Raw genomic sequence first — 20,853 nt, 5'->3', positions numbered from 1 at the left:
GGCCGAGCCGTAGACAATGGCCCACCAGGAGCACAAGCAGCACATCAGGAGGCGGCTCCCTTGGAGCTCAGCAGGCGTACCTTCACCGCGCTGGCCGGAACGGCGGCGCTCGGTCTCGCGCTGGCCGGCAGCGGGGCGGCGACCGGCACGCGCGCGGCGCAGGCCGTGCCGACGGGCCCGCCGCCCGCTCCGCCGCGCGCGGACGGCAAGCGGCACGAGGTCGGCTTCGACCGGTACTCGCTGCTGGTCGACGGCCGACGGCTGGTGCTGTGGTCGGGTGAGATGCACCCCTTCCGGCTGCCGAGCCCGTCGCTGTGGCGGGACGTGCTGCAGAAGCTGCGCGCCCACGGCCACAACGCGGTCAGCGTCCCCGTTCCCTGGAACCTCCACTCCCCCGCACCCGGTACACACGACTTCACCGGCGTGCGGGACCTGGATCTGTTCCTCACCATGGCCGCCGAGGAGCGGCTCTACGTCATCCTGCGCCCGGGGCCGTACCTCGGGTCCGCCGATCTGGACGCCGGCGGCTTCCCCGGGTGGCTGACGGCCGCCGAGGGCGTGACCGCCCGGACCACCGACCCCTCGTATCTGCGGCACGTGGACGAGTGGCTGGGCGCGGTCGACGCCATCGCCGTCCGGCATCTGCTCACCGGGGGCGGCGGCACGGTGCTGCTGTACCAGATCGAGGACCGGTACGAGGGTCAGGGCCACGGCGGGGGTGGTGCCGCCTACATGTCCCACCTCTACAAGAAGGTGCGCGCCGACGGGATCGACGTACCGCTGTTCCACAACGACGGCCGCGCGAACGGGCTGTGGGCGCCCGGGTCCTTCCCCACAGTCGGAAAGAAGGGGGAGGGGGACTGGCTGTACGGGTTCGAGTCCGCACCCGCGCCCGGCGAAGTACCGGCCGATCTCGGGTACTTCGGGAAGGCCGGAGCGGGGGCCGGGGCCAGTCCGCGGACACCCGGGTTCCTCGCCGGGGCGGCCGTCGGCGCGTCCAACCCCTGGGGCGGCGTCTCCTCCGGCGGCAAGGGCTACACGGAGGTGCGCGGGAGGTGGGGCCCGGCGCACGAGCGGAGCAGCTTCCTCACCAGCCTCGCCAACGGGATCACCGCGCACAACGTGCGCATGGTGGCCGGCGGGACCTCGTGGGGATGGCTGGCCTCGCCGGACGTCTACACCTCGTACGACTACGGGGCCCCGATCGACCAGGCCCGCCGGCCCACCTTCAAGCTGGCCCCGCTGCAGCAGCTCGGACACCTGCTGCGGACCGTGCCGGACCTCGCCCGGCTCGACCCGGCCGACGAGGTGCGGGCGGAGGACGACCGGCTGAAGGTCTACCACCTGGCCAACCCCGACACCGACGCCCAGGTGTACGTCCTGCGCAACGACTCCGCCGAGCAGATCACCTCCGTGCTGCCGGACACCGGCGTCGAGGTACCCGTGACGGTCGGCGCGCGGGACGCCAAACTGCTCTTCACCGGGCTGGAGTTGGGGAGGCGGAAGCTGGCGTTCTCCACCGCGCAGCCGATGTTCCGGCTGGCCGTCGGCCGGCAGGACATCGCCGCGTTCGTGGGCCGGGCCGGTGAGACGGCGCAGGTCGCCCTCGACTGCGACGTCCAGCCGCTCACCAACCGGCTGGACAACGAGCCCGCCTGGTCCTACGCCCGGGGTCGGCTGAACGTGGTGACGCCGCTGGGGGTGGGCGGGCTGAGCCGGGTGCTGGTCGAGGGCGGCGACTCCGAAACCCCCATGGTGCTGCTGTTCGCCGACGACGCGACCGCACTGCGGCTGTGGCCCTACGAGACCCCGTCCGGCTCGCTGCTGGTCTACGGTCCGGCGCTGCTGCGGTCGGCCACGCTGCGCGGCGCCACCGTCCACCTCACCGGCGACGTCGTCGGCGAGACCGGCCTGGAGGTGTGGGCGCCGCGCGGGATCACCGCCGTGACCTGGAACGGGCAGCCGGTGCACACCACGGTCAGCCGGGCCGGGAGCCTGCTGATGGAGGGGCTGATGCCGGGCACGCCCGCGCCGCCCCTGCCCGCGCTCGACGGCTGGCGGCGGCGGACGGAGAACCCGGAGTCCGAGCCGGACTTCGACGACGCGCAGTGGACGGTCGCCGACCGCACCACCTCCCGCGGCGGCACTCCCGTGCCCGAGGGGCAGCCCGTGCTGTTCGCGGACGACTACGGCTTCCACTACGGCGACGTCTGGTACCGGGGACACTTCGAGGACGCACGCGGCGTCACGTCGGTGTCCCTGTCGTACAGCACGGGGACGCAGGGGCTGCTGATGGCCTGGCTGGACGGGCAGCCGCTGGGCACGCACCGCATGCCGGTGCCGGACGAGGACACGGTGGGCCGGGGCACCTGGACCGCCACGGCTGCCTTCGCCGTGCCCAAGCGGCTGCGCGAGCGGGGTGGGCGGGTGCTGTCCGTGCTCGTACGGCGGATGCAGCATGCCGGGGAGGAAGGGGACGGGGAGGCGGGCGGCCCGTCCGGGGCCGCGCGCGGGCTGACCTCCGTCGGCTTCAAGGGCGCCTCCAGGAAGGTCGGTTGGCGAATCCAGGGGGCGGGGGCACCGGACCGGGTGCGGGGGGCACTGAACAACGGCGGGCTGCACGGGGAGCGCGAGGGCTGGCATCTTCCGGGGTACGACGACCGGGACTGGGAGGCCGTGGACTTCCCGCGCGAGGACCGGCGGCAGGGGGTGGCCTGGTACCGGACGGACTTCAGGCTGGACGTCGACCCGGAGGTGGACGCGTCGGTCGGGCTCGTCCTCGACGACGACACCGAGCGCGCCTACCGCGTCCAGATCTTCCTGAACGGCTGGAACGTGGGCCAGTACGTCAACGACGTGGGCCCGCAGCACACCTTTGTGCTGCCGAACGGGATCCTCCGCACCCGTGGGTCGAACACGCTGGCCCTGGCGGTGCTGTCCGACGGGATCACGTCCGCCGGTCCGGGTGAGGTACGGCTGACGCTGCTGGGCGCGGCGCGCGGCGGAGTGCCGGTGGAGGCGGTGGAGTCACCGGGGCGGTGACTCCACCGCCTCCACCGGCCCCTGGGCGGGCTCACGCCAGCCGGATCACGTTCCAGGACAGCGGCTCCAGCACGGCGGTGAGCCGCCCGTCCGACAGGGTTGTGCCCTCGGCCGGGTGCGGGATGACCCGCCCGGGCGCGTCGAGGGTGTTGCGGGCGTCGGGGTCGGCGTCCGCGAGGGCCGTGTGCTCCACGACCGTGGTGAGGCCGAGGCCGCCGAGGCCGCTCTCCAGCGGCAGCGCCTCGGTGCGGCTCCGGTTGACGGCGAACACGGTGACCGTGCCGTCGTCCGCGCGTACGGCGGTGGCGAGCAGCGAACTCGCACTGTCCGGCAGCCCCGCAACCGACGGCATCCACACCCTCCAGGAGCGACGACACGCCACGCCACCCCTCCCACTGAACCACCGACCCTACGTCCGACCAGCGGAAACGCAGTCCTCAAGCCCGGGAGGACAGCAGCTTCTTACATCACCCGGCCAAAGAGCGGTGTACGCCCTTAAGGTGAGGAAGGCTCGTACAATTCAGCGATTCACGCGGCACAGGGGTTGACGCGTGTCGAGCACCGGTGCCGGCGGCGCCGAGAGGGTGAAGTGACGCCGCCGGCTGCGTCGCAGCGCGCATCGTCCCGCTGTCGACCAGTCCGATGTCACCAGCCACCTGGGGAGAGAAGTGAGCACCAAGGGCGCCATGCGGGAGCTCCGCAACGATCTGGTGGAAGCCCTCGATGATCTGGCCAGGCCGTCGACCCCCGTGGAGTTGTTCGACACCCTGTGTGCTCGGCTCACGAGGCGTCGCGGCAGGCCGGTGGAGTACCGCTTGGTGACGTTCCCACCGGGCACGGCCAGCGGACTGTACCTGGACATGGCGGACCGGGACTTGATCTGCGTGCAGGAGAACACCAGTCCCTGGCACCAGGTGGTCATCTTCGGGCACGAGGCCTGGCACATGGTCGCCGGTCACGCCGGTCGGCACGAGCCTGGCCCCGCGGTTGCCGCGCGTCTGCTGGCGGACGAGGCCGACCTGACAGCCGCTCTCCAGGTGGTGGCACGGACCGACTTCGGCCGGAACGAGGAATCCGACGCCGAGTTGTTCGGCCTGGCCCTCGCAGGTCGTCTGCGCGGTTGGCTGGAGGGCGCGGACGCAGCGACACCGCGCAGCGAGCTGGCGCGGCGCATCCAGGCATCGCTCGGGTACCACCGGGGCTGATGCGTGCGGAACTCCGACTACTACCTTCCTGCCATTGCCCTCGGTGTCGCTTTCGTCGTCAAACTCCCCGCTCTGCGGCGGGGGTGGCGCGATCCGCTGGTACGTTCCGTCCACTTCCTGATCTTCACCGCGGGCATCTGCTTCTTTTTCGCTGCCCCACCCACCATCAGCACGGTCAACAACCTCACGGGCATCCCGAACTTCTCGGGCCCACTGGTCTACTGCATCATGTGCGCCTTCAGCTGTGCCTGCCTGGTTCTGATCGTCAACTGGCGCGGCGGGCCGCCGGAGACGATCCGGCGCCACTCTCGGCGGTGGATCGCCGGCTACACGGCGGCCATCGTCGCCTTGTCCGTGTTCTTCGCGCTGGGGGATGCTCCCGTCGAGCGGCTCCGCGACCTGGACACCTACTACGCGACCACGCCTTTCATCCGCGAGATGATCGTCACCTACCTCGTCGCCCACATCACCTCCGCCGTCGTCACGACGGCGCTGTGCCTGCGCTGGGCGCGGCAGGTGCAGCGGTGGCTGCGCGTGGGCCTGGTCGTCCTTGTCATCGGGTTCGTACTCAACCTGGTTTTCGGCATCGCCAAGCTCTCCGCGGTCATCGGCCGGTGGAGCGGCCGTGACTGGGACGCCCTCAGCACGACGGTGGCACCGCCGATCGTCGCGGCGGGCGGTTTGATCGTGACCTTCGGGTTCCTGTTGCCGCTGCTGGGCCCGCAGATCAGTGGCCTTGTCCGGTGCTGGATCAACTATGCGCGTCTGGGGGCGCTGTGGAGGCTTCTGCGCACGCCGGGGAAACGGGGCGTGCTTCCGCGCATCCCGTGGTGGTCGGATCCCGACATGCGCCTGGCCGTGCGGGAGACCGTCATCCACGACGAGTTGCTCGATCTCCGGCCGTACTTCGACGACTTCGTCCGGCAACGCGCCTACGACAGAGCGATCGAAAGTCACCTGTCGAAGGAAGACGCGGATGTCGTAGGGGTGGCCGCCATGGTGGTCGCCGCAGTAGAAGCGCGATCCAGAAGGCAGCTGCGCGGGTCCGAAGACGCCACTGCTGCCGGAGCTTTCGCACTGACATCGGTCCTCAGCCCAGAACGTGAGCGGCTCGTGCACCTATCACGCGCCGTGGAGTCCCCCATAGTCGCCGCTGCGCGCCACCCCGCGGCCCCTCCAGAGAGCAGTTCACAATGACACCACCTGTCCAGACCGCCCGCAGTGCCGCGCCCCGCCGTGCCGTGGTCATCGGCGGCGGAATGGCCGGCATGCTCGCGGCCGCTGTCCTGGCCGACGTCGCGGACGAGGTCACCATCATCGAGCGCGACGTCCTGCCCGCGGGGCCCGAGCCACGCAAGTCGCTTCCCCAGGCACGCCACGTGCACGTGCTGTGGTCCGGCGGCGCCCGGGCGTTTGAGCGGATCATGCCCGGCATCACGGATCGCTGGCTGGAAGCCGGAGCCCGGCGCATCCCACTGCCGACCGGCCTGGTGTCGATGACTGCTCAGGGTTGGCTCAGGCGCTGGCCCGAGATGCAGTACATGATCGCGTGCACCCGCGACCTGCTGGACTGGGTGGTGCGCGAGCAGGTCCTGAGAATGCCGACGGTGAAACTGCTGCAGGGGCACGAAATGCAGGCCCTGGAGGGTACGGCTACCCGCGTGACCGGCACGCGCGTACGGACACCGGAGGGGCAGGACCTGACCATCGACGCCGACCTCGTCGTGGACGCCAGCGGCCGCGGATCACGCGCCACGGAGTGGCTGCGGACCCTGGGCATAGGCGGCATCGAGGAAGCCGAAGTCGACTCCGGGCTGGTGTACGCCAGTCGCTTCTACAGGGCGCCCGCGGGCAGCGACAACTTCCCCATCGTCAACGTTCAGTCCGACCCCGGCGAGCCGGTGCCGGGCCGGACGGCGACGATTGTCCCCGTCGAGCGGGGGCGCTGGCTGGTGACCCTCTCGGGTACAAGGGGAGGTGAGCCATCCCGCGAGCCCGACCAGTTCGAGTCCTTCGCCCACTCGATCCGGCACCCCGTCGTGGGCGAGCTGATCTCGTTGACCACACCACTCTCGGAAGAGGTCACCGTCTCCCGCAGCACGGTCAACCGGCGCCGCTATTTCGAGCAGGCGTCCGCATGGCCGGACGGGTTCATCGTGGTGGGCGACTCGGTGGCCACGTACAACCCGCTCTACGGCCAGGGGATGACGGTGGCTGCGCAGGGTCTCGTCGAGCTCGGCGCCGCGGTGGGCCGAAGCGGCCTCCGTACCCGCGGACTCGCACGCGACGTCCAGCACGCCATCGCCCGTCCCGCGAACCTCGCCTGGGAACTGGCCACCTCCCAGGACATCCTCTATCCCGGTGCGGTGGGCCGGCAGTCGCGATCCGGGACCGCGCTCATGAACCGCTACGTCAACCGGCTGGTCCGCGCCGCGACGGGCCGTGCACAGATCACCCGGGCCTTCCTCGATGTCGTCACGATGTCCGAGTCCCCCACGTCGTGGGCGCACCCGGACATCGTGGTGGGAGCTCTGCGCGGCCCGGGCAGGAGGCCCCTGACCTCGCCCCCGCTGACCGCGGAAGAACTGAGGACAGCGGCCGGCGGCCGGCGTGGCACGTCTGAGCAACCCGCTTCCACCCGGTGACGGACCTACGGGGCACGACAGCATGTCCAGCGCAACGGCACCTGACCGGCTTCACTCGTCCCGCCCGCTGACAACATGCCACTTCGAACCGGGGGGTCGTCGATGAACTCGGGCCTCATTCTCTGTATTCCCGGCGCCGTGCCGGTGACCGCCTTGGTCGGCGAGGCGGCCATGACCGCCTCAGCCTGCCGAGCGCATGCCGCGGCACACCGTTCGAAGGCTCCGCCCGCCGAGCAGCACGATGCCCTCCGCCTCGAGTACACCGGCGAGTCGGACAGCCTGATGGCACTGTCCCGAACCTTCGGATCCCTGGTCGCCGCCGCACGCCGGCATGCGGCCACGACGGAAAGTGCCAGTCGTGAATGACCCTGCAAAAGCCTTCCCTGTCGCTTCCCGCGTGGTCGTCATCGGCAACGTGACCGACCGGCTGCTGGGCGCTGCCGAGCCGAACATCCATTTCCTCGCGGTGCCGGGACACGCACCGGTCGAGATCCGCAAGGCGACGGGTGACGCGGGCGGCCACCGGCTTCCCCGCCCCCGTCGACCGAACCGCCGTTGCCCCGGGCGAGCGGAAGGTCCTCGAGCGGCTGGACCGTACGGGGGTGTGAGGCACGGGGCGTGAGGTACGGCGGTCGAGGCCCGTCGTCAGCCCGCGAACGCGGGTGGGGCGAGCCCCTCGCCCGCGTCCGGGATCACCAGGAGGGAGCCGGAGAGCGGGGGTGGGGAGGGCAGGCCCACACGGGCCGTGGTGACGTACAGGTCGGTCAGGCCGGAGCCGCCGAAGGCGCAGGCCGTGACGCGGGGGACCGGGAGCCCCACCACCCGGTCCAGGGCGCCGGACGGGGTGTAGCGGCGGACCGCGGCGCCGTCCCACAGCGCCACCCACACGCAGCCCTCGGCGTCCACGGTGAGGCCGTCGGGGAAGCCCGCGCCGTCCTCGACCACGGCCAGCGGACGGCGGCCGGTGACCGAGCCGGAGACCGCGTCGACGTCGAAGACGTCGATACGGCGGGTGGGGGTGTCGATGTAGTACATCAGGCGGCCGTCGGGGCTCCAGCCGGTGCCGTTGCTGACCGTCACGTCGTCGAGGACGGTCTCGGCCGTGCCGTCGCCGGTGACGCGGGAGAGGGTGCCGTCGCCGGTGGCCTCGTCGTAGCGCATGGTGCCGGCCCACAGCGCGCCGTCGGGGGCGACGGCGGCGTCGTTGCCGCGGCGGCCGGGGACGGGCTCGTGGCGCAGCCAGCGGAAGGTGTCGTCGGGGTCGAGCAGGCCGATCCCGTCGCGCAGGTTGAGGACCAGGCCGCCGCCCGCGCGGGGCTTGACGGCGCCCACGTGCTGTTCGGTCCGGCGCAGGGTGCGTCGGCCGGTGGCCGGATCGTAGGTGTGGATCCGAAAGTTCAGGAGGTCGATCCACAGCAGCCGGCCGGTCGCCGGGTCCCAGGTGGGGCCCTCGCCCAGGAGGGACTCCGCGCGGACCGCGACCTCGTACGCCGTGCCGTCGGTCATGACGTCCTCCGGTGGCCGAGTCGCTCGGACAGGTCGTCGGCGCCCTTGACGGCGAGCTGTTCCAGTTCGGTGAGGCGGTCGTCGCTCCAGCGGATCATCGGCACGGAGATGGACAGCGCGGCGACCACCTGCCCGGTGCGGTCGCGGACCGGTGCGGCCACGCAGCTGACGTCCGGGTTGGACTCGCGGCTCTCCACGGCGACGCCCCGGGTGCGGACCTGTGTGAGGGCCTCGCGCAGGGCGGCCGGGTCGGTGATGCTGTGGGGGGTCATCGCGGCCAGCTCGGCGTCGGCGGGGAGGCGCGCGGCGAGTTCCCGCTCGGGGAGGGAGGCCAGCAGCATCTTGCCCACGGAGGTGCAGTGGGCGGGCAGCCGGCGGCTGGCCGCCGACACCATCCGCACCGCGTGGGTGGAGTCCACCTTGGCGATGTAGATGACATCGGTGTCCTCCAGGATCGCCACGTGCACCGTCTCGTCGCAGGTCTCGGCGACGGACCGGGCCACCTGCTGGCCTTCGGCGGCGAGATCGAGGTGCTCGGCGTAGCGGGCGCCCAATTGGTACGGGCGTACGCCGAGCCGGTAGCGGCCGGGTCGGCCGGTCACCGGGACGATGTACTTCCGGGCGGCGAGCGTGGTCACCAGTTCGTGCACGGTGGTGCGCGGCAGCTGGAGCCTGCGCACGATGTCGGGGGCGGAGAGCGTCCCGTCCCCGTCGAGGAAGAGCTCGAGAATGTCGAGAGCCCGGGTCACGGCTGGCACGAGGCGTCCCACGACCGGCCCCCTCCCTGCATGTCTCAGCCTGTTCGAGATTTCAACAGGCGGCCGGAATGACGAACACAGGCTAGCCATCCGGGCCCACCCGGGCAATGGCCCGCCGGAGAGCCGACGCCGGTCCTGGCAGTCCGGCACGTCGCTCCGGTCAGCCCCGGGTCCGGGGTCCTCCCAGTTCGCCGCGGAGGCGCTGCGCCCTCAGGACCAGTTCCAGTTCGAAGCGGCGGTCCGGGTCGTCGACCTCGTCGCCCCACAGCTCACGGATCTGCCGCAGCCGGTAGCGGACGGTCTGCGGGTGCACGCCGAGCCGTGCCGCCACCTCGGGCGCGCCGCCCCGGGTCTCCAGCCACGCCAGCAGCGTCTCCGCGAGCCGCCGCCCGTTCGTGGGGGTGCAGTGGGCCAGCGGGGCGAGGCACTTGAGCGCGAGGTCGTCGATGAGCTCCTCGGGCTGGAGCAGCACCAGCGCCTGGGTGTGCCGGGTGCAGTGCAGCACCTCGCCGGCGGGCAGCAGTCCGCGCTCCATCAGACGCAGGGCGGCCTCGGCCCAGCGCAGCGACTTCGCCGCGTCGGCCGGCGGCACCGGCGGCCCGATCGCGCCGGACCAGCCGGTGAGCGCGCGGTGCAGCAGCTCGGGGCGGCCCGCGGCGTCCGGGTCGGGGACGATCATCCGGGGCTGCTCGTACTCCATGTCGAGCAGCACCTCGTGACCCACGGCGGGCGCCACCGCCTCCCGCGCGGGGCGCCGCAGGACGCCCACCGCGACCTTCCCGGGCAGCGGCCAGCCGACGCGGGCGGCCCGCTCGGCGAGCGCTTCGGCCGGATCACCCCGGTGGTGCTCGGTGAGCAGGAGTTCCATCAACCGGCGCTGCAGCCGCAGCCGTTCCCCCGCTTGCCGGGCGGCGGCCTCGGCGTAGCCGCGGACCGACTGGTCGACCAGGCCGTCCAGGTACGCGTAGCCCGCGTCGGCGAGTTCGTACATCGCGGGCGGCGGGATGTCGATGCGCTGGCCGATCTCGGCGAGCCGCCGCCAGGCCATGCGGACACCGAGCCGGTAGATCGCCTGGAGCGAGTCCAGCGACCGTCCGTGCAGGCCCTCACCGCGCCCGAAGTCGTGGAACAGGCCGGGCGGCGCCGTGGGGCGGCCCGCCGAGTAGTCGGCGTGCTCCAGATGCTGCACGAACACCTCGATGGCACGGCGGATGCCGATGAGGGCCATCGGTTCGCCGGAGTCGTCGAGCACGACGGGGAGTTCGGGGTACTCGCGCTGAATCTCGCTCATGATCTCTTCGGCGAGTCCCGGCGCTTCGGCCATGGCGATCTCGGCGAACCGGCGCACCTGGGAGCGCGGGACGTCGTGCCAGGCGGAGCGGGCCGGGACGGTGGTGGCCGCCGTCACCCGTCAGCTCCCCTGACCGGCGTGCTCATAGGTGATCAACGGCGCGTTCGGCTGGTCGGGGGTGACATCGAGCAGCGCGACCACGCCGAGGGCCGCGCCCACGGCGAGGGCAGAGGCGAGCACGACCGTCAGCGCGGCGGCGAGCAGTCTGGACATCTCAGGGTCAGCCTCTCTGGTCGGAGGATTTCCCCACCCCCGAAAGCGCGTTCCGCCACCCCTGTCCGTCGTCCCCAGTGTCGAGTGTGCATTGACACTCCGTCAAGGGGCGTTTACGGTTCCCGGCCCAGAGGGAGTTCGGTCCCGGCCCGCAGGGGGTGCCGGATGGCTCCGCCCCTCCCGCACGCGCGTTTTCCTCTACGGATCCGGCCTGTCAGCGCCGATCCGTCCCAAGCCTCTGGAGTGCCCGGATGCGCCGTACAGCCTCCCCCCTTTCCCTGATCACGCTCGGTTTCGGAACGTTTCTGCTGGTGCTGGCCCCCCTGCTGGCCTGGTACGTGCAGCCACGTGCCGCGGTGAACCCGATCGACATCGACACCACCGCCGTCTACACCGGCCGGGGCAGCGTGTTCGATCTCGACCGGGTCGAGACCGTGCCGGGTCAGGCGATCACCGTCACCCAGCGGGTGCGCGGGAACGTCGAGGCGAGCGTGGACAGCGGGAACGCCGTATGGGACGTGATCACCACGGTGGACACCGACAAGTCGCTGCCTGCCGCCGATCCGCACGACGCGCTGGACTTCTCCCCGCACCGCTGGGTGCTGGACCGCAAGACCACGAAGCCGGTCCACTGCTGCGAGGAGAAGCCCCGCATCGAGGGCGAGGCGTACCTCAAGTTCCCCTTCGACGTGCAGAAGCGCTCCTACCAGTGGTGGGACAACACCCTCGGCGACACGGTCGTGATGCGCTACCGGGGCACCGAGAAGGTCCAGGGGTACACGGGTTACCGGTTCACCGCTTCGGTACCGGCGACGAAGACCGGTACCCGACTGGTGCCGGGCACCCTCGTGGACGAGCCGGACCGCCCGCAGGTGCTGGCCGAGGAGTGGTACTCCAACCACGGCCTCGAGCTGGTCGTGGACCGGGCCACCGGCCGGGTGATCTACGCGCAGACCGGCCCGAGGCGCACGCTGCGGGCACCGGGCGGGGACGAGGACGCGGCGGTCCTGCTGGACGCGGAGAAGCTCGCGTTCACGACCGCGACGCAGAAGGAGGCCGTGCGGCAGGCGAAGCGGGACAGCGGACAGCTGCGCATGGTGGGCGAGACCCTTCCGGCCGACGCGGCCGTGGCGGGATTCGTGCTCGCGGTGACCGGCGGGATTCTGGTGGCACGTGGCCGGAAGGAAGAAGAGCATCCCGTTTTGTCCGGTACTGCTCGGTAAACACTCACGAACTGAAGTGACTTCGGAGTCAACAAGACCCGAAATTGTCACCCCGGTGAGTAGCCCTGGGGAACGTCTGGGCGAAAACTGTCCGTCCCCACTCCATGCGCAAGCCATTCACAGTCCACGCCCAGGGGGAGCACGCGTGCTCCCCCGAAGCATTCGAGTTCCGGCCGACGCCACCCCACCCGTCCGAAATCCACCCCGTTCCACGTCACCACGTCCGCACCCCCTGCGCCTCGTGACACTCCCCGTGCCTCTAACCCTCCCCGTATCTCCGAGACTCTTCGTACCTCCGACAGCGCCTGCGTTCGGCAGCACTGCCCGCGCTGCGCACCCCCAGCCCGATCCGCACGTGTCCCGCGTACCCCACGCATGACCCCAAGACGAGTTGGAGCACCGATGCCCCAGCACGTACCGTCCTCTCCCCCACGCTCGGCTCCTCCCCCACGCTCGGCTTCGCTCGATCGGGGGGACCCTTATGAGCGGGGGAACCCTTATGAGCGGGGCGGCCTCCACCGCGCCGTGCTCCCCAGCGTGCAGCAGGCACTTCCGGCGGCGCCCCCCAGCCCCCGCCGGATCGTCTTCCTCGCCCACCGCGACCTGGACAATCCCTCGGCCGGTGGCTCCGAGCTACTGGTCGACCGGCTCGCCGACGGCCTGAGCCGCGTGGGCCACCAGGTCACCCTGCTGTGCGGGGGTCCGGCGACCCCCGTCCGTGACTACCGCGTGGTGTCGGCGGGCGGCGCCTACAGTCACTTTCTGCGTGCCCGTTCCGCCTTCGCCCGCCAGGTTGGCGGGTGCGATCTGCTGGTCGAGGTCTGCAACGGCATGCCGTACCTGGCGCCGCTGTGGCATCGCGGGCCGACGCTGCGCCTGGTCAACCACGTGCACACCGACCTGTGGCGGATGCGTTTCGGCGGTCCGCTGGCTCCGGCCGCGCGGATCGGGCGCAGGCTCGAGCACTGGGCGCTGACCGGCGCCCGGCAGCACGGGCTGCTGGTCGCCGTCTCCCCGTCGACCGCGGACGCGCTGCACGGGCTCGGCGTGCCCCGCGAACGGATCAGGGTCGTGCACAACGGTGTGGAGGAGCCCGGTCCGCGCACCGGGCGCTCCCCGGAGCCACTCTTCGTGGCGGTGGGCCGGCTCGTCGAGTACAAGCGGATCGATCTGCTGCTCCGGCTGTGGGAACGGGTGCGGCCGGTCATCGGCGGCCGGCTGGTGATCGTCGGCGAGGGCCCCGAACGGGAGCGTCTCGAACGCCTCGCCGGTCCCGGTGTCGAGTTCACCGGACATGTCTCCGAGGCGGAGAAGCACCGTCTGCTGTGCGCGGCCTGGCTGTTGCTGCACCCCTCCGCGGTGGAGGGGTGGGGGCTGGTCGTCACGGAGGCGGCCACGCGCGGGACCCCGACCGTCGCCTTCGACGTGCCCGGTCTCAGGGATTCCGTGGTGGACGGCGAGACCGGCGTGCTGGCCCGCGGCGAGTCCTCGTTCGCGGCGGCCTGGTGCACGCTCGCCCTGTCCGGTGCCCGCCGGGAGCTGATGGGCGGGACGGCCAGAGACCACGCCGCCCGTTTCCGCTGGGACCGTACGGTGCGGCAGTTCGGCGCGGTGGCGGCGGAGGCGGTGCGGAGTCATCGGCCATGAGCGGCGGACACATGACTGACAGGGGCATGACCGACACGGGACCGGGTGGCAAAGGCGTGAGCGGCAGGGGGAAGGGCGACGGCGTGCCGAAGGACCCCTCCCCGCGCCGTTCCCTCGCCCTCTTCCGCGCCTTCCTGCGTGAGCAGGAGGACCCCGACGCCTGCTACGCGCTGCTCGCCCGGGACGCCGCCGACCAGGTCGAGGCGTACGGCGGGCCCGTCGCGGGCCGCGTCGTGATCGACGTCGGCGGCGGCAGCGGGCACTTCACCGAGGAGTTCCGCCGCCGCGGCGCGGACGCCTTCCTGTTCGAGCCGGATGCGCGGGAGCTGGCCGAGAAGCCGCCCGAGGGGACCGTCATCGCGGACGGCTACCTGCTGCCGCTGTGCGACGGCGCCGCGGACGTCACGTTCTCGTCCAACGTCCTGGAACACGTGGCCGATCCGCAGACCTTTTTCAGCGAGCTGGCCCGGGTGACCCGGCCGGGCGGGCTCATCTACGTGTCGTTCACCAACTGGCTGTCGCCGTGGGGCGGGCACGAATGGGCCCCGTGGCACTACCTCGGCGCGGAGCGGGCCCGCGCCCGCTACCGGCGCCGTACCGGCAGGCCCGCCAAGCACACGCTCGGCGAGAACCTCTTCCCGGTGCACATCGGCACCACCCTGCGGCAGGTACGTGGCCGCGCCGACGTACGCATCGTCTCGGCGCGCTCCCGTTACTGGCCGTTCCTCACCGAGGCCGTGGTCAAGGTGCCCGGCCTGCGTGAGTTCGTTACATGGAACCTCCTCCTCATCCTCCGGCGGTGTCCCGAATGACGACCACGGTCCAGGCTCCCCCTCCGGCAGCCGTCCCCCGTACCGCGACCGCCGCGGGCCCACCCCAGGGTCCGCGGTCGCGGCGCTGGCTGCTGGGCTTCTGGGCGGTGGTGTTCGCCCTCCTCCTGGCGGTGCAGCCGGGGCGGCAGACCTTCGACACCAAACTGGGCGTCACCGTCGACCCGGGCCGGTTCCTCGCCGACCTGGGCCAGCTCTGGCAGGACCAGGGGTCGTTCGGCGGGGTCAACAACCAGTACGTCGGCTACCTGTGGCCGATGCTGCCGTTCTACTGGCTGTGCGACCTGGTGCGGCTCCCGGTGTGGCTGGCCGAGCGGCTGTGGCTGTCGCTGATCGTGTCCGTCGCGTTCTGGGGCGCGCTGCGTCTGGCGGAGCGGCTGCGCGTGGGCAACGGGACGTCCCGGCTGCTCGCGGCGACGGCGTACGCGCTGTGGCCGCTGTTCACCACGGTGATCGGCTCGACGTCGGCCGCCGCCCTGCCGGGCGCGCTGCTGCCGTGGGTGCTGCTGCCGCTGACGAACGAGCGGTACACGGCCAGGATCGCGGCGCTGCGTTCGGCACTGCTCGTCCCGTTCATGGGCGGGGTCAACGCGGCCTCGACGCTGGCGTCGCTGCTGCCCGTGGCCCTGTACCTGCTGTCCCGGCCGTCGGGACCGCGCCGGTGGAAGCTGATCGCCTGGTGGGCGCCCGCGGTCGCGGTGGCGACCGCCTGGTGGTGGATCCCGCTGCTGCTGCTCGGCGTGTACGGCGAGAACTTCCTGCCCTACATCGAGACCGCGCAGACCACGACGGACACCATGGCGGCCACCGAGGCGCTGCGCGGGGCCGGCAACTGGGTGGGGTACCTGCACTTCGGTGAGGCGTGGCTGCCCGCGGGCTGGACCGTCGCCTCCTCGGTACCGGTGATCGTCTGCTCGGCGCTGGCGGCCGGTCTGGGCCTCGCCGGTCTGGCCCGGCGGGACCTGCCGGAGCGGCGCTGGCTGGTGCTGACGGTGCTGGTGACGGTGCTGGTGCTGCTCGCCGGGTACGGCGGCGCGTTCGGCGGCCCCTTCCACTCGGTGGTGCAGGACTGGCTGGACGGCTGGCTGTCGCCGTTCCGCAACATCTACAAGTTCCAGACGGGCCTGGCACTCGCCCTGGTCCTGGGCCTGGCCCACCTGGTGGGCACGGCCGCGCGGTCACGGGCTGCCGACGGGGCGAGCGGGATCCGGCGGCGGGTGCGGGGCGGGCGCTTCGCGCCCCTGGTCGCCGCGGTGCTGATCCTGCCGGGGCTGATGTGGCCGTATCTCAACGGGTCCATCCTCAGCCCGGGTTCGTTCCAGGAGATCCCCACGTACTGGCAGGCCACGGCCGACTGGCTGGAGGAGAACTCCCCCGACTCCCGTGCCCTCGTCGTGCCGGCGACCGCGCACGGCATCCACACCTGGGGCTCGACCATCGACCAGCCGCTCGACGTGGTCGCCGACTCCCGCTGGGCGCAGCGTGATTACGTGCCGTTCGGCACCCCGGGCAACCGGCGGGCCCTGGACGCGGTCGAGCAGGCCCTGCTGACCGGATCCGAAGTCCCGGGTCTGGCCGACTACCTGAGCCGTGCGGGTCTCTTCTACGTCGTCGTCCGCAACGACCTCGACCCCGACCAGGTCGGGCAGGTGCCGACCACGACGGTCAAGCGCACCCTGGAGCAGTCCGGGTACGAGCGGGTCACCGGACTCGGTCCGGTCTCGACCGGCGGAGTGATCGCGAGCGACACCCCGCTCCAGGTCGAAGGGCTGTACCCGCAGCAGCGGGCGGTGGAGATCTACCGTCCGACCGGGGCGGACGTCCGGCGTCCGGGGCAGGCCTCGCTGGCCCCGATCGCCGACACCGCCGTGGTCTCCGGCGGCCCGGAGGCACTGCTGCCGCTGGCCGGCGAGCTGCGTGGCCGGCCGGCCGTGCTGACCGGCGACGGTCATCCGGGGCTCGGTACCCCGCCGGTGCAGGTGACCGGCGACGGGATGCGGTACGCGGACACCCGGTTCGGGCTGGTCAACTCCAACACGTCGTACACGTACACCCCCGACGAGCGCAACGCGCCCGACGCCGTGCAGGACGCGGGTGAGCGGCCGCACCAGATCCTTCCCATGAAGGGCCTGGACCACCAGACGGTGGCCGAACTGCGCGGCGCCCGTTCGGTGTCGGCGTCCTCGTACGGCAACTGGCTGTTCCATCTGCCGCAGTACGACCCGGTGAACGCCTTCGACGGCAACCCGGACACGGCCTGGGCGGAGGGCTCGGCGGGCTCGCCGGACGGGCAGTGGCTGCGGATCGCCTTCGAGGACGGCTACGAGATGCCGGACTCCCTCGGCATCACCCCGCTGCCGCAGGACAGTGTGCGGGCGGCGGCGACCAAGGTGCGGGTGGAGACGGAGCAGGGCTCCGAGACCAGTTTCCTCCAGGCGAACGGAACCAAGCAGGACGTCAAGGCACCCGCGGGTGAGACGCGTTGGATGAAGCTGACGATCGTCGATTCGGTCTCGCAGCGCACCGGTCTGGGCGGCGCGGGATTCTCCGAGATCGATCTGCCGGACGTGCGGGTGACCAGGCTGCTGCGGCTGCCCACGGACTCGGAGGACTCGACCGCCGCCGCTCAGGTCGTCTCGCTGCACCGCTTGGCCGACCCGACCGGTCTGTCCCCCACGGGCACCGAGAACGGACTGCACCGCCTGTTCACCACGGGCACGGCGGGCACGTACGAGGTCACGGCGAGCGCGGTGGCCGTGCCGGGCGAAGCGCTGGACCGCCTGCTGTACGAGGTGGCGCCCGAGCAGCAGGCCCGGATCACCGCCACCGCCGACTCCACCGCCCGCCTCGGCGCGGGCCTGAGCGCGCGCAACCTCACCGACGGCGACCTGACCACCGCCTGGATCGCGGGCGACAGGCCGGTCGTCCATCTGAGCTGGGACGGCAAGCAGCCCGTCGACGAGGTCGTCCTGGCGGCCGCGGGGGGTCTGTCCACCCGGCCGACCGAGGTACACATCAGCTCCCCGGACGGCGCGGCGATCGCGGGCGTCGACGACAACGGCATGGTCCGCTTCCCGGCGATCACCACGGACCGGCTCGACATCACGATCACCCGCACCGCACCGCTCACCCTGCACAACCCCGTCGTCGGCGAGGACCTGGACCTGCCGGTGGGACTGACGGAGGTCTACGTTCCGGCGCTCGACGAGTACCGCACCCCGCAGCCGTCCGCCGACCGGGAGTTCACCCTGGCGTGCGGCGAGGGGCCGGTGCTGGCCGTCGACGGCCGGCTGCACGAGACCCGCGTCAAGGGGACGGTGCGGGACCTGGTGGAACGGCGTCCGGTCGAGGTGACGCTCTGCCAGGAGGGCGAAGCAGACACCGCGTTGGAACTGTCCACCGGTCGGCACCGGGTCGAGGCCGGTGACGCCGGTCCGCTGACCGTCACCGCCCTGACCCTGACCCGCGGCACCGTGCCGGACGCCTCGACGGCCGGGCGCGAGCTGACGGTCAAGGACTGGCTGGGCGACCGGCGCGAGCTGTCGGTCGGTTCGGGCGCCGCCTCGTACCTCACGACGTACGAGAACTACAACAAGGGCTGGACGGCCACCCTGAACGGCGAGGAACTGACGCCGGTGCGGCTGGACGGCTGGCAACAGGGCTGGCGCGTTCCGGCGGGCGAGAGCGGCACGGTGACGCTGTCCTACGGGCCGGCCACGACGTACGACGCCGGGCTGATCGGCAGCGGCGTCGGGATCGCGGTGCTGATCGGGCTGGTGCTGTGGCGCCGGAGGGACGAGAACCCCGACGCGCCGCAGCCCGTGCCGCCGGCGCCCGGACCGTGGCTGGGCGCGGTGGCGCTGACGCTGGTCGGCGTGGTGATCGCGGGCTGGTGGGCGCTGCTGGTCCCGGCGCTGGCGCTGCTCGCGTGGCGCAGGTCCGCCCTGCTGGTGCCGGTGGCGGCGGCCGCCCTCGCGGGAGCGGGGACCGTGGCGGCCCTCGGGGCCGGGGAGCCGGCGGGCGCGGGCGGGGGTGCCTACGGGCATCTGGCCCAACTGCTGGCACTGACCGGCCTGTTCGCGGCGCTGGTGAGCCTCGGTGGACCGGGTTCCGGGCGCACGGTCCGGGAGGACGGCTGGGCAGCCGGCCGGACGGACGGGACCGGGGCGGCCGAGCACGGGCCCGGCGCCGCCGACGGACCGGGGTACGACGCCGCGGGGCACGACACGGCCGTGCCGCCTCCGGTGCCGCCGCGCGTTCCGGTGCACTCGCCGCCGCCCGGCCCGGAGAAGCCCACCCAGCGGCTTCCCCGCACGCAGGCGGCGGGCGGTTCGGACGGCTCGGCGGGCGGCGGGCCTGCGGAAAGGGGATCGACCGGATGACCGCCCCCTTGCGTATCCCGTTCCCCGTGGTGGACGAGGTGTCCCGGCACTGCGTCCAGGACGAGGAACCGGAGACGGTGCTCATCGAGGTGCACCTCCCCGGGGAACCGGATCCCGGCCGCCTGCGCAAGGCGTTCCTGGAGGCGCTGCGCCGGCACCCGCGCATCCTCATGCGCGAGGCCCCCCGCCCCTGGTACCGGCGCCGCTACGAGTGGGAACTGACCGACGCACCCGAGGTGGAGGTGGTGAGCTTTCCGCCCCCGGGTCCCGGCTCTTTGCGGGAGGCCCGGACCCGGGCCATGACCCAGGCGCCCCCGCTGACAGCGTCCCCGCCGATCCGGCTGGAGGTGGTGACCGCTCCGGGGGACACCGAGTCCGGGGCGGACGGCCGTGCGGGCGCCGCGACGGGCACCGCCCTACTCCTCACCCTCAACCACACGGCGCTCGACGGCCCGGCCTGCCTGCGCATCCTGGCCACCGCCGCCGAGATCTACGGCGGCCGGGACAACTCGGCCGCCGCCCCGCCCGTCCGGCCGGCCGAGACGCCGCGGGCGGACGCGGCGGGCATGCCCTCCCCGTGGGCTCCGCCCGCCCGGGTGTCCCGCGGCACCCCGGACCCGCACCAGGGTCCCCGCCGCGGCAACGGACTGCTCCACACCGAGCTTCCGCTGCCGCACCGGCCCAAGGGTTCCCCGTACACCGTCAACGACCAGCTCATGGTCGCCACCGCCCTGACCCTCGCCCACTGGAACCGCGAACACGGCTCCCCGATCCGCCCGTTGCGCATCACCATGCCGGTGGACGACCGTCCCCGGGACGCCACGATGCCCATCGGCAACGGCACCCGACTGGTCGAAGTCCCCTTCCACCCCGAAGAACTGGACACGTCCGACCTGCCCGCCCTGCTGCACCGCACGGCCCTGCGCACCCGCGCCCTGAAAGCGCTCCCCCGCCCTCAACTGGGACACGGAGCCGCCCTGTTGACCGCACCTTGGGCGCCGGTCGCCGCCCGTGCCGCCCTCACCAGGGCAGTTCGCAGGGCCGCCGCGCCCTGGACGTCGACGACGCTGCTCAGCAACATCGGCCGCATCCCGTATCCGCTGGACTTCGGGGAGGAGGCCGGGTGCGCGCACGCGGTGTGGTTCTCGGCCCCCGCCCGGATGCCCCGCGGCCTCACCTTCACCACCACCTCCACCGCGGGCCGGCTGCACCTGGCCGTGCGCTGGTCCCGCGCGCTGCTCGGGCACGACGACGGCACCCACCTGCGCGACCTGTTCGCGCACCATCTGCACTCCACGGAGGCAGCCCCGTGACGACCACCGCGTCCCCACCCCGCGACCTGCGCGTCTTCTACGAGGACCCCGCCGTCCCGGTGGCCTCGGGCCCCTCCCGCAGCCGCCGCCAGGCCCGGATGCTGGCCGGGGCGCTCGGCCCGGCCGGCTCCGGTGGCCCGTCGACGATCCTCGACATCGGCTGCGGCGACGGCTCCGCCGCGGCCACCGCCGCGCCCTTCCTGCACGGCCATCACCTCGTCGGCGTCGACTGGTCCCAGGATGCCCTGGCCCGTGCCCGCACCCGGCTGCCGTACGCGGTACGCGGCGAACTGACCGGCGTCGGGCTGCCGTTCGCCTCCGGATCGGCCGACGCGGTGCTGTTCAGCGAGGTGCTCGAGCATCTCGTCGACCCGGACGCGGCCCTGGACGAGATACACAGGGTGCTGCGCCCCGGGGGCCATCTGATGCTGTCCACCCCGAATCTGGCCGCCTGGTACAACCGGGCACTGCTGCTGGCCGGGGTGCAGCCGGTGTTCTCCGAGGTCAGCCTGCGCGGCATCCACGGCCGGCCGGGCTCGGAGGTGGTGGGACATCTGCGGCTCTACACCGCCCGCGCCCTGCGGGAGTTCGTCGCCGCGTCCGGTTTCACCGTCGTACGCCTTCAAGGGGCCCCGTTCCACGGGGTGCCGCGTCCGCTGCGGCTGCTGGACCGGCTGGCCTGTGCCCGGCCGCCGCTCGCGTCGATCCTGCTGCTGCACGCCCGCCGGACATAAGGGG

Annotated in this window: 15 protein-coding genes and 1 pseudogene; 11 read left to right on the top strand and 5 right to left on the bottom strand. The window is 72.4% G+C overall.

The window, feature by feature from the left end; all coding sequences use genetic code 11:
- Positions 1-60 precede the first annotated feature (60 nt).
- Positions 61-3,042 (top strand): glycoside hydrolase family 35 protein, encoded by a 2,982-nt coding sequence (locus WJ438_RS28045; protein WP_406727681.1) that lies wholly within the window; start codon positions 61-63, stop codon positions 3,040-3,042.
- Positions 3,043-3,073: 31 nt separating this feature from the next.
- Here WJ438_RS28045 and WJ438_RS28040 read toward each other — a convergent pair.
- Positions 3,074-3,355, bottom strand: a pseudogene (locus WJ438_RS28040) (alpha-L-arabinofuranosidase C-terminal domain-containing protein); the annotation flags it as partial.
- Between the two features lie 373 nt (positions 3,356-3,728).
- Here WJ438_RS28040 and WJ438_RS28035 point away from each other — a divergent pair.
- The 4 genes from WJ438_RS28035 (at position 3,729) to WJ438_RS28020 (ending at position 7,258) form a co-directional block, all read left to right on the top strand.
- Complete coding sequence (locus tag WJ438_RS28035) at positions 3,729-4,247, top strand: toxin-antitoxin system, toxin component (protein WP_406729832.1); 519 nt, start codon at positions 3,729-3,731, stop codon at positions 4,245-4,247.
- Positions 4,248-4,250: 3 nt separating this feature from the next.
- Complete coding sequence (locus WJ438_RS28030) at positions 4,251-5,444, top strand: MAB_1171c family putative transporter (protein ID WP_406727680.1); 1,194 nt, start codon at positions 4,251-4,253, stop codon at positions 5,442-5,444.
- A complete protein-coding gene (locus tag WJ438_RS28025; protein ID WP_406727679.1) occupies positions 5,441-6,892 on the top strand; it encodes an FAD-dependent oxidoreductase in 1,452 nt (483 codons plus the stop codon). Before WJ438_RS28030 ends, WJ438_RS28025 begins: the two co-directional genes overlap by 4 nt.
- A 102-nt stretch (positions 6,893-6,994) precedes the next feature.
- Entirely contained in the window at positions 6,995-7,258 is a 264-nt protein-coding gene (locus tag WJ438_RS28020; protein ID WP_406727678.1) for a hypothetical protein, read from the top strand.
- A 279-nt stretch (positions 7,259-7,537) separates the two neighbouring features.
- Here WJ438_RS28020 and WJ438_RS28015 read toward each other — a convergent pair whose 3' ends face one another.
- From WJ438_RS28015 to WJ438_RS28000, 4 genes are all read right to left on the bottom strand, one after another.
- On the bottom strand, positions 7,538-8,398 hold the full coding sequence (locus WJ438_RS28015) for an SMP-30/gluconolactonase/LRE family protein (RefSeq protein WP_406727677.1): 861 nt from the start codon (positions 8,396-8,398) through the stop codon (positions 7,538-7,540).
- Positions 8,395-9,168: an IclR family transcriptional regulator gene (locus WJ438_RS28010; RefSeq protein WP_406727676.1), complete on the bottom strand. Its 774-nt coding sequence runs from the start codon at positions 9,166-9,168 to the stop codon at positions 8,395-8,397. The genes WJ438_RS28015 and WJ438_RS28010 overlap by 4 nt, the downstream gene beginning before the upstream one ends.
- Before the next feature lie 148 nt (positions 9,169-9,316).
- The gene (locus tag WJ438_RS28005; RefSeq protein ID WP_406727675.1) at positions 9,317-10,564 is read right to left on the bottom strand and encodes a helix-turn-helix domain-containing protein; all 1,248 of its coding nucleotides are present in this window, start codon (positions 10,562-10,564) and stop codon (positions 9,317-9,319) included.
- Positions 10,565-10,567: 3 nt separating this feature from the next.
- Complete coding sequence (locus WJ438_RS28000) at positions 10,568-10,720, bottom strand: hypothetical protein (RefSeq protein WP_406727674.1); 153 nt, start codon at positions 10,718-10,720, stop codon at positions 10,568-10,570.
- Between the two features lie 251 nt (positions 10,721-10,971).
- Here WJ438_RS28000 and WJ438_RS27995 point away from each other — a divergent pair, with 251 nt between their 5' ends.
- The 6 genes from WJ438_RS27995 (at position 10,972) to WJ438_RS27970 (ending at position 20,849) form a co-directional block, all read left to right on the top strand.
- Positions 10,972-11,943: a DUF3068 domain-containing protein gene (locus tag WJ438_RS27995; protein WP_406727673.1), complete on the top strand. Its 972-nt coding sequence runs from the start codon at positions 10,972-10,974 to the stop codon at positions 11,941-11,943.
- Positions 11,944-12,345: 402 nt separating this feature from the next.
- Entirely contained in the window at positions 12,346-13,590 is a 1,245-nt protein-coding gene (locus WJ438_RS27990) for a glycosyltransferase family 4 protein (RefSeq protein ID WP_406727672.1), read from the top strand.
- Between the two features lie 26 nt (positions 13,591-13,616).
- Positions 13,617-14,402 carry a class I SAM-dependent methyltransferase gene (locus tag WJ438_RS27985; protein ID WP_406729831.1) on the top strand — a complete coding sequence of 262 codons (786 nt, stop codon included), beginning with the start codon at positions 13,617-13,619 and terminating at the stop codon, positions 14,400-14,402.
- The gene (locus tag WJ438_RS27980; RefSeq protein ID WP_406727671.1) at positions 14,399-18,802 is read left to right on the top strand and encodes an alpha-(1->3)-arabinofuranosyltransferase family protein; all 4,404 of its coding nucleotides are present in this window, start codon (positions 14,399-14,401) and stop codon (positions 18,800-18,802) included. The genes WJ438_RS27985 and WJ438_RS27980 overlap by 4 nt, the downstream gene beginning before the upstream one ends.
- Positions 18,799-20,115, top strand: coding sequence for a condensation protein (locus WJ438_RS27975; protein WP_406727670.1), 1,317 nt, complete (start codon positions 18,799-18,801; stop codon positions 20,113-20,115). The genes WJ438_RS27980 and WJ438_RS27975 overlap by 4 nt, the downstream gene beginning before the upstream one ends.
- Entirely contained in the window at positions 20,112-20,849 is a 738-nt protein-coding gene (locus WJ438_RS27970; RefSeq protein WP_406727669.1) for a class I SAM-dependent methyltransferase, read from the top strand. The genes WJ438_RS27975 and WJ438_RS27970 overlap by 4 nt, the downstream gene beginning before the upstream one ends.
- The last annotated feature ends 4 nt before the right edge of the window (positions 20,850-20,853 follow it).

Source organism: Streptomyces sp. GD-15H, from assembly GCF_045291515.1.
Taxonomy (GTDB): domain Bacteria; phylum Actinomycetota; class Actinomycetes; order Streptomycetales; family Streptomycetaceae; genus Streptomyces.
Note: the sequence above shows the minus strand (reverse complement) of the source record. Positions and strands in the feature narration are given on the sequence as shown.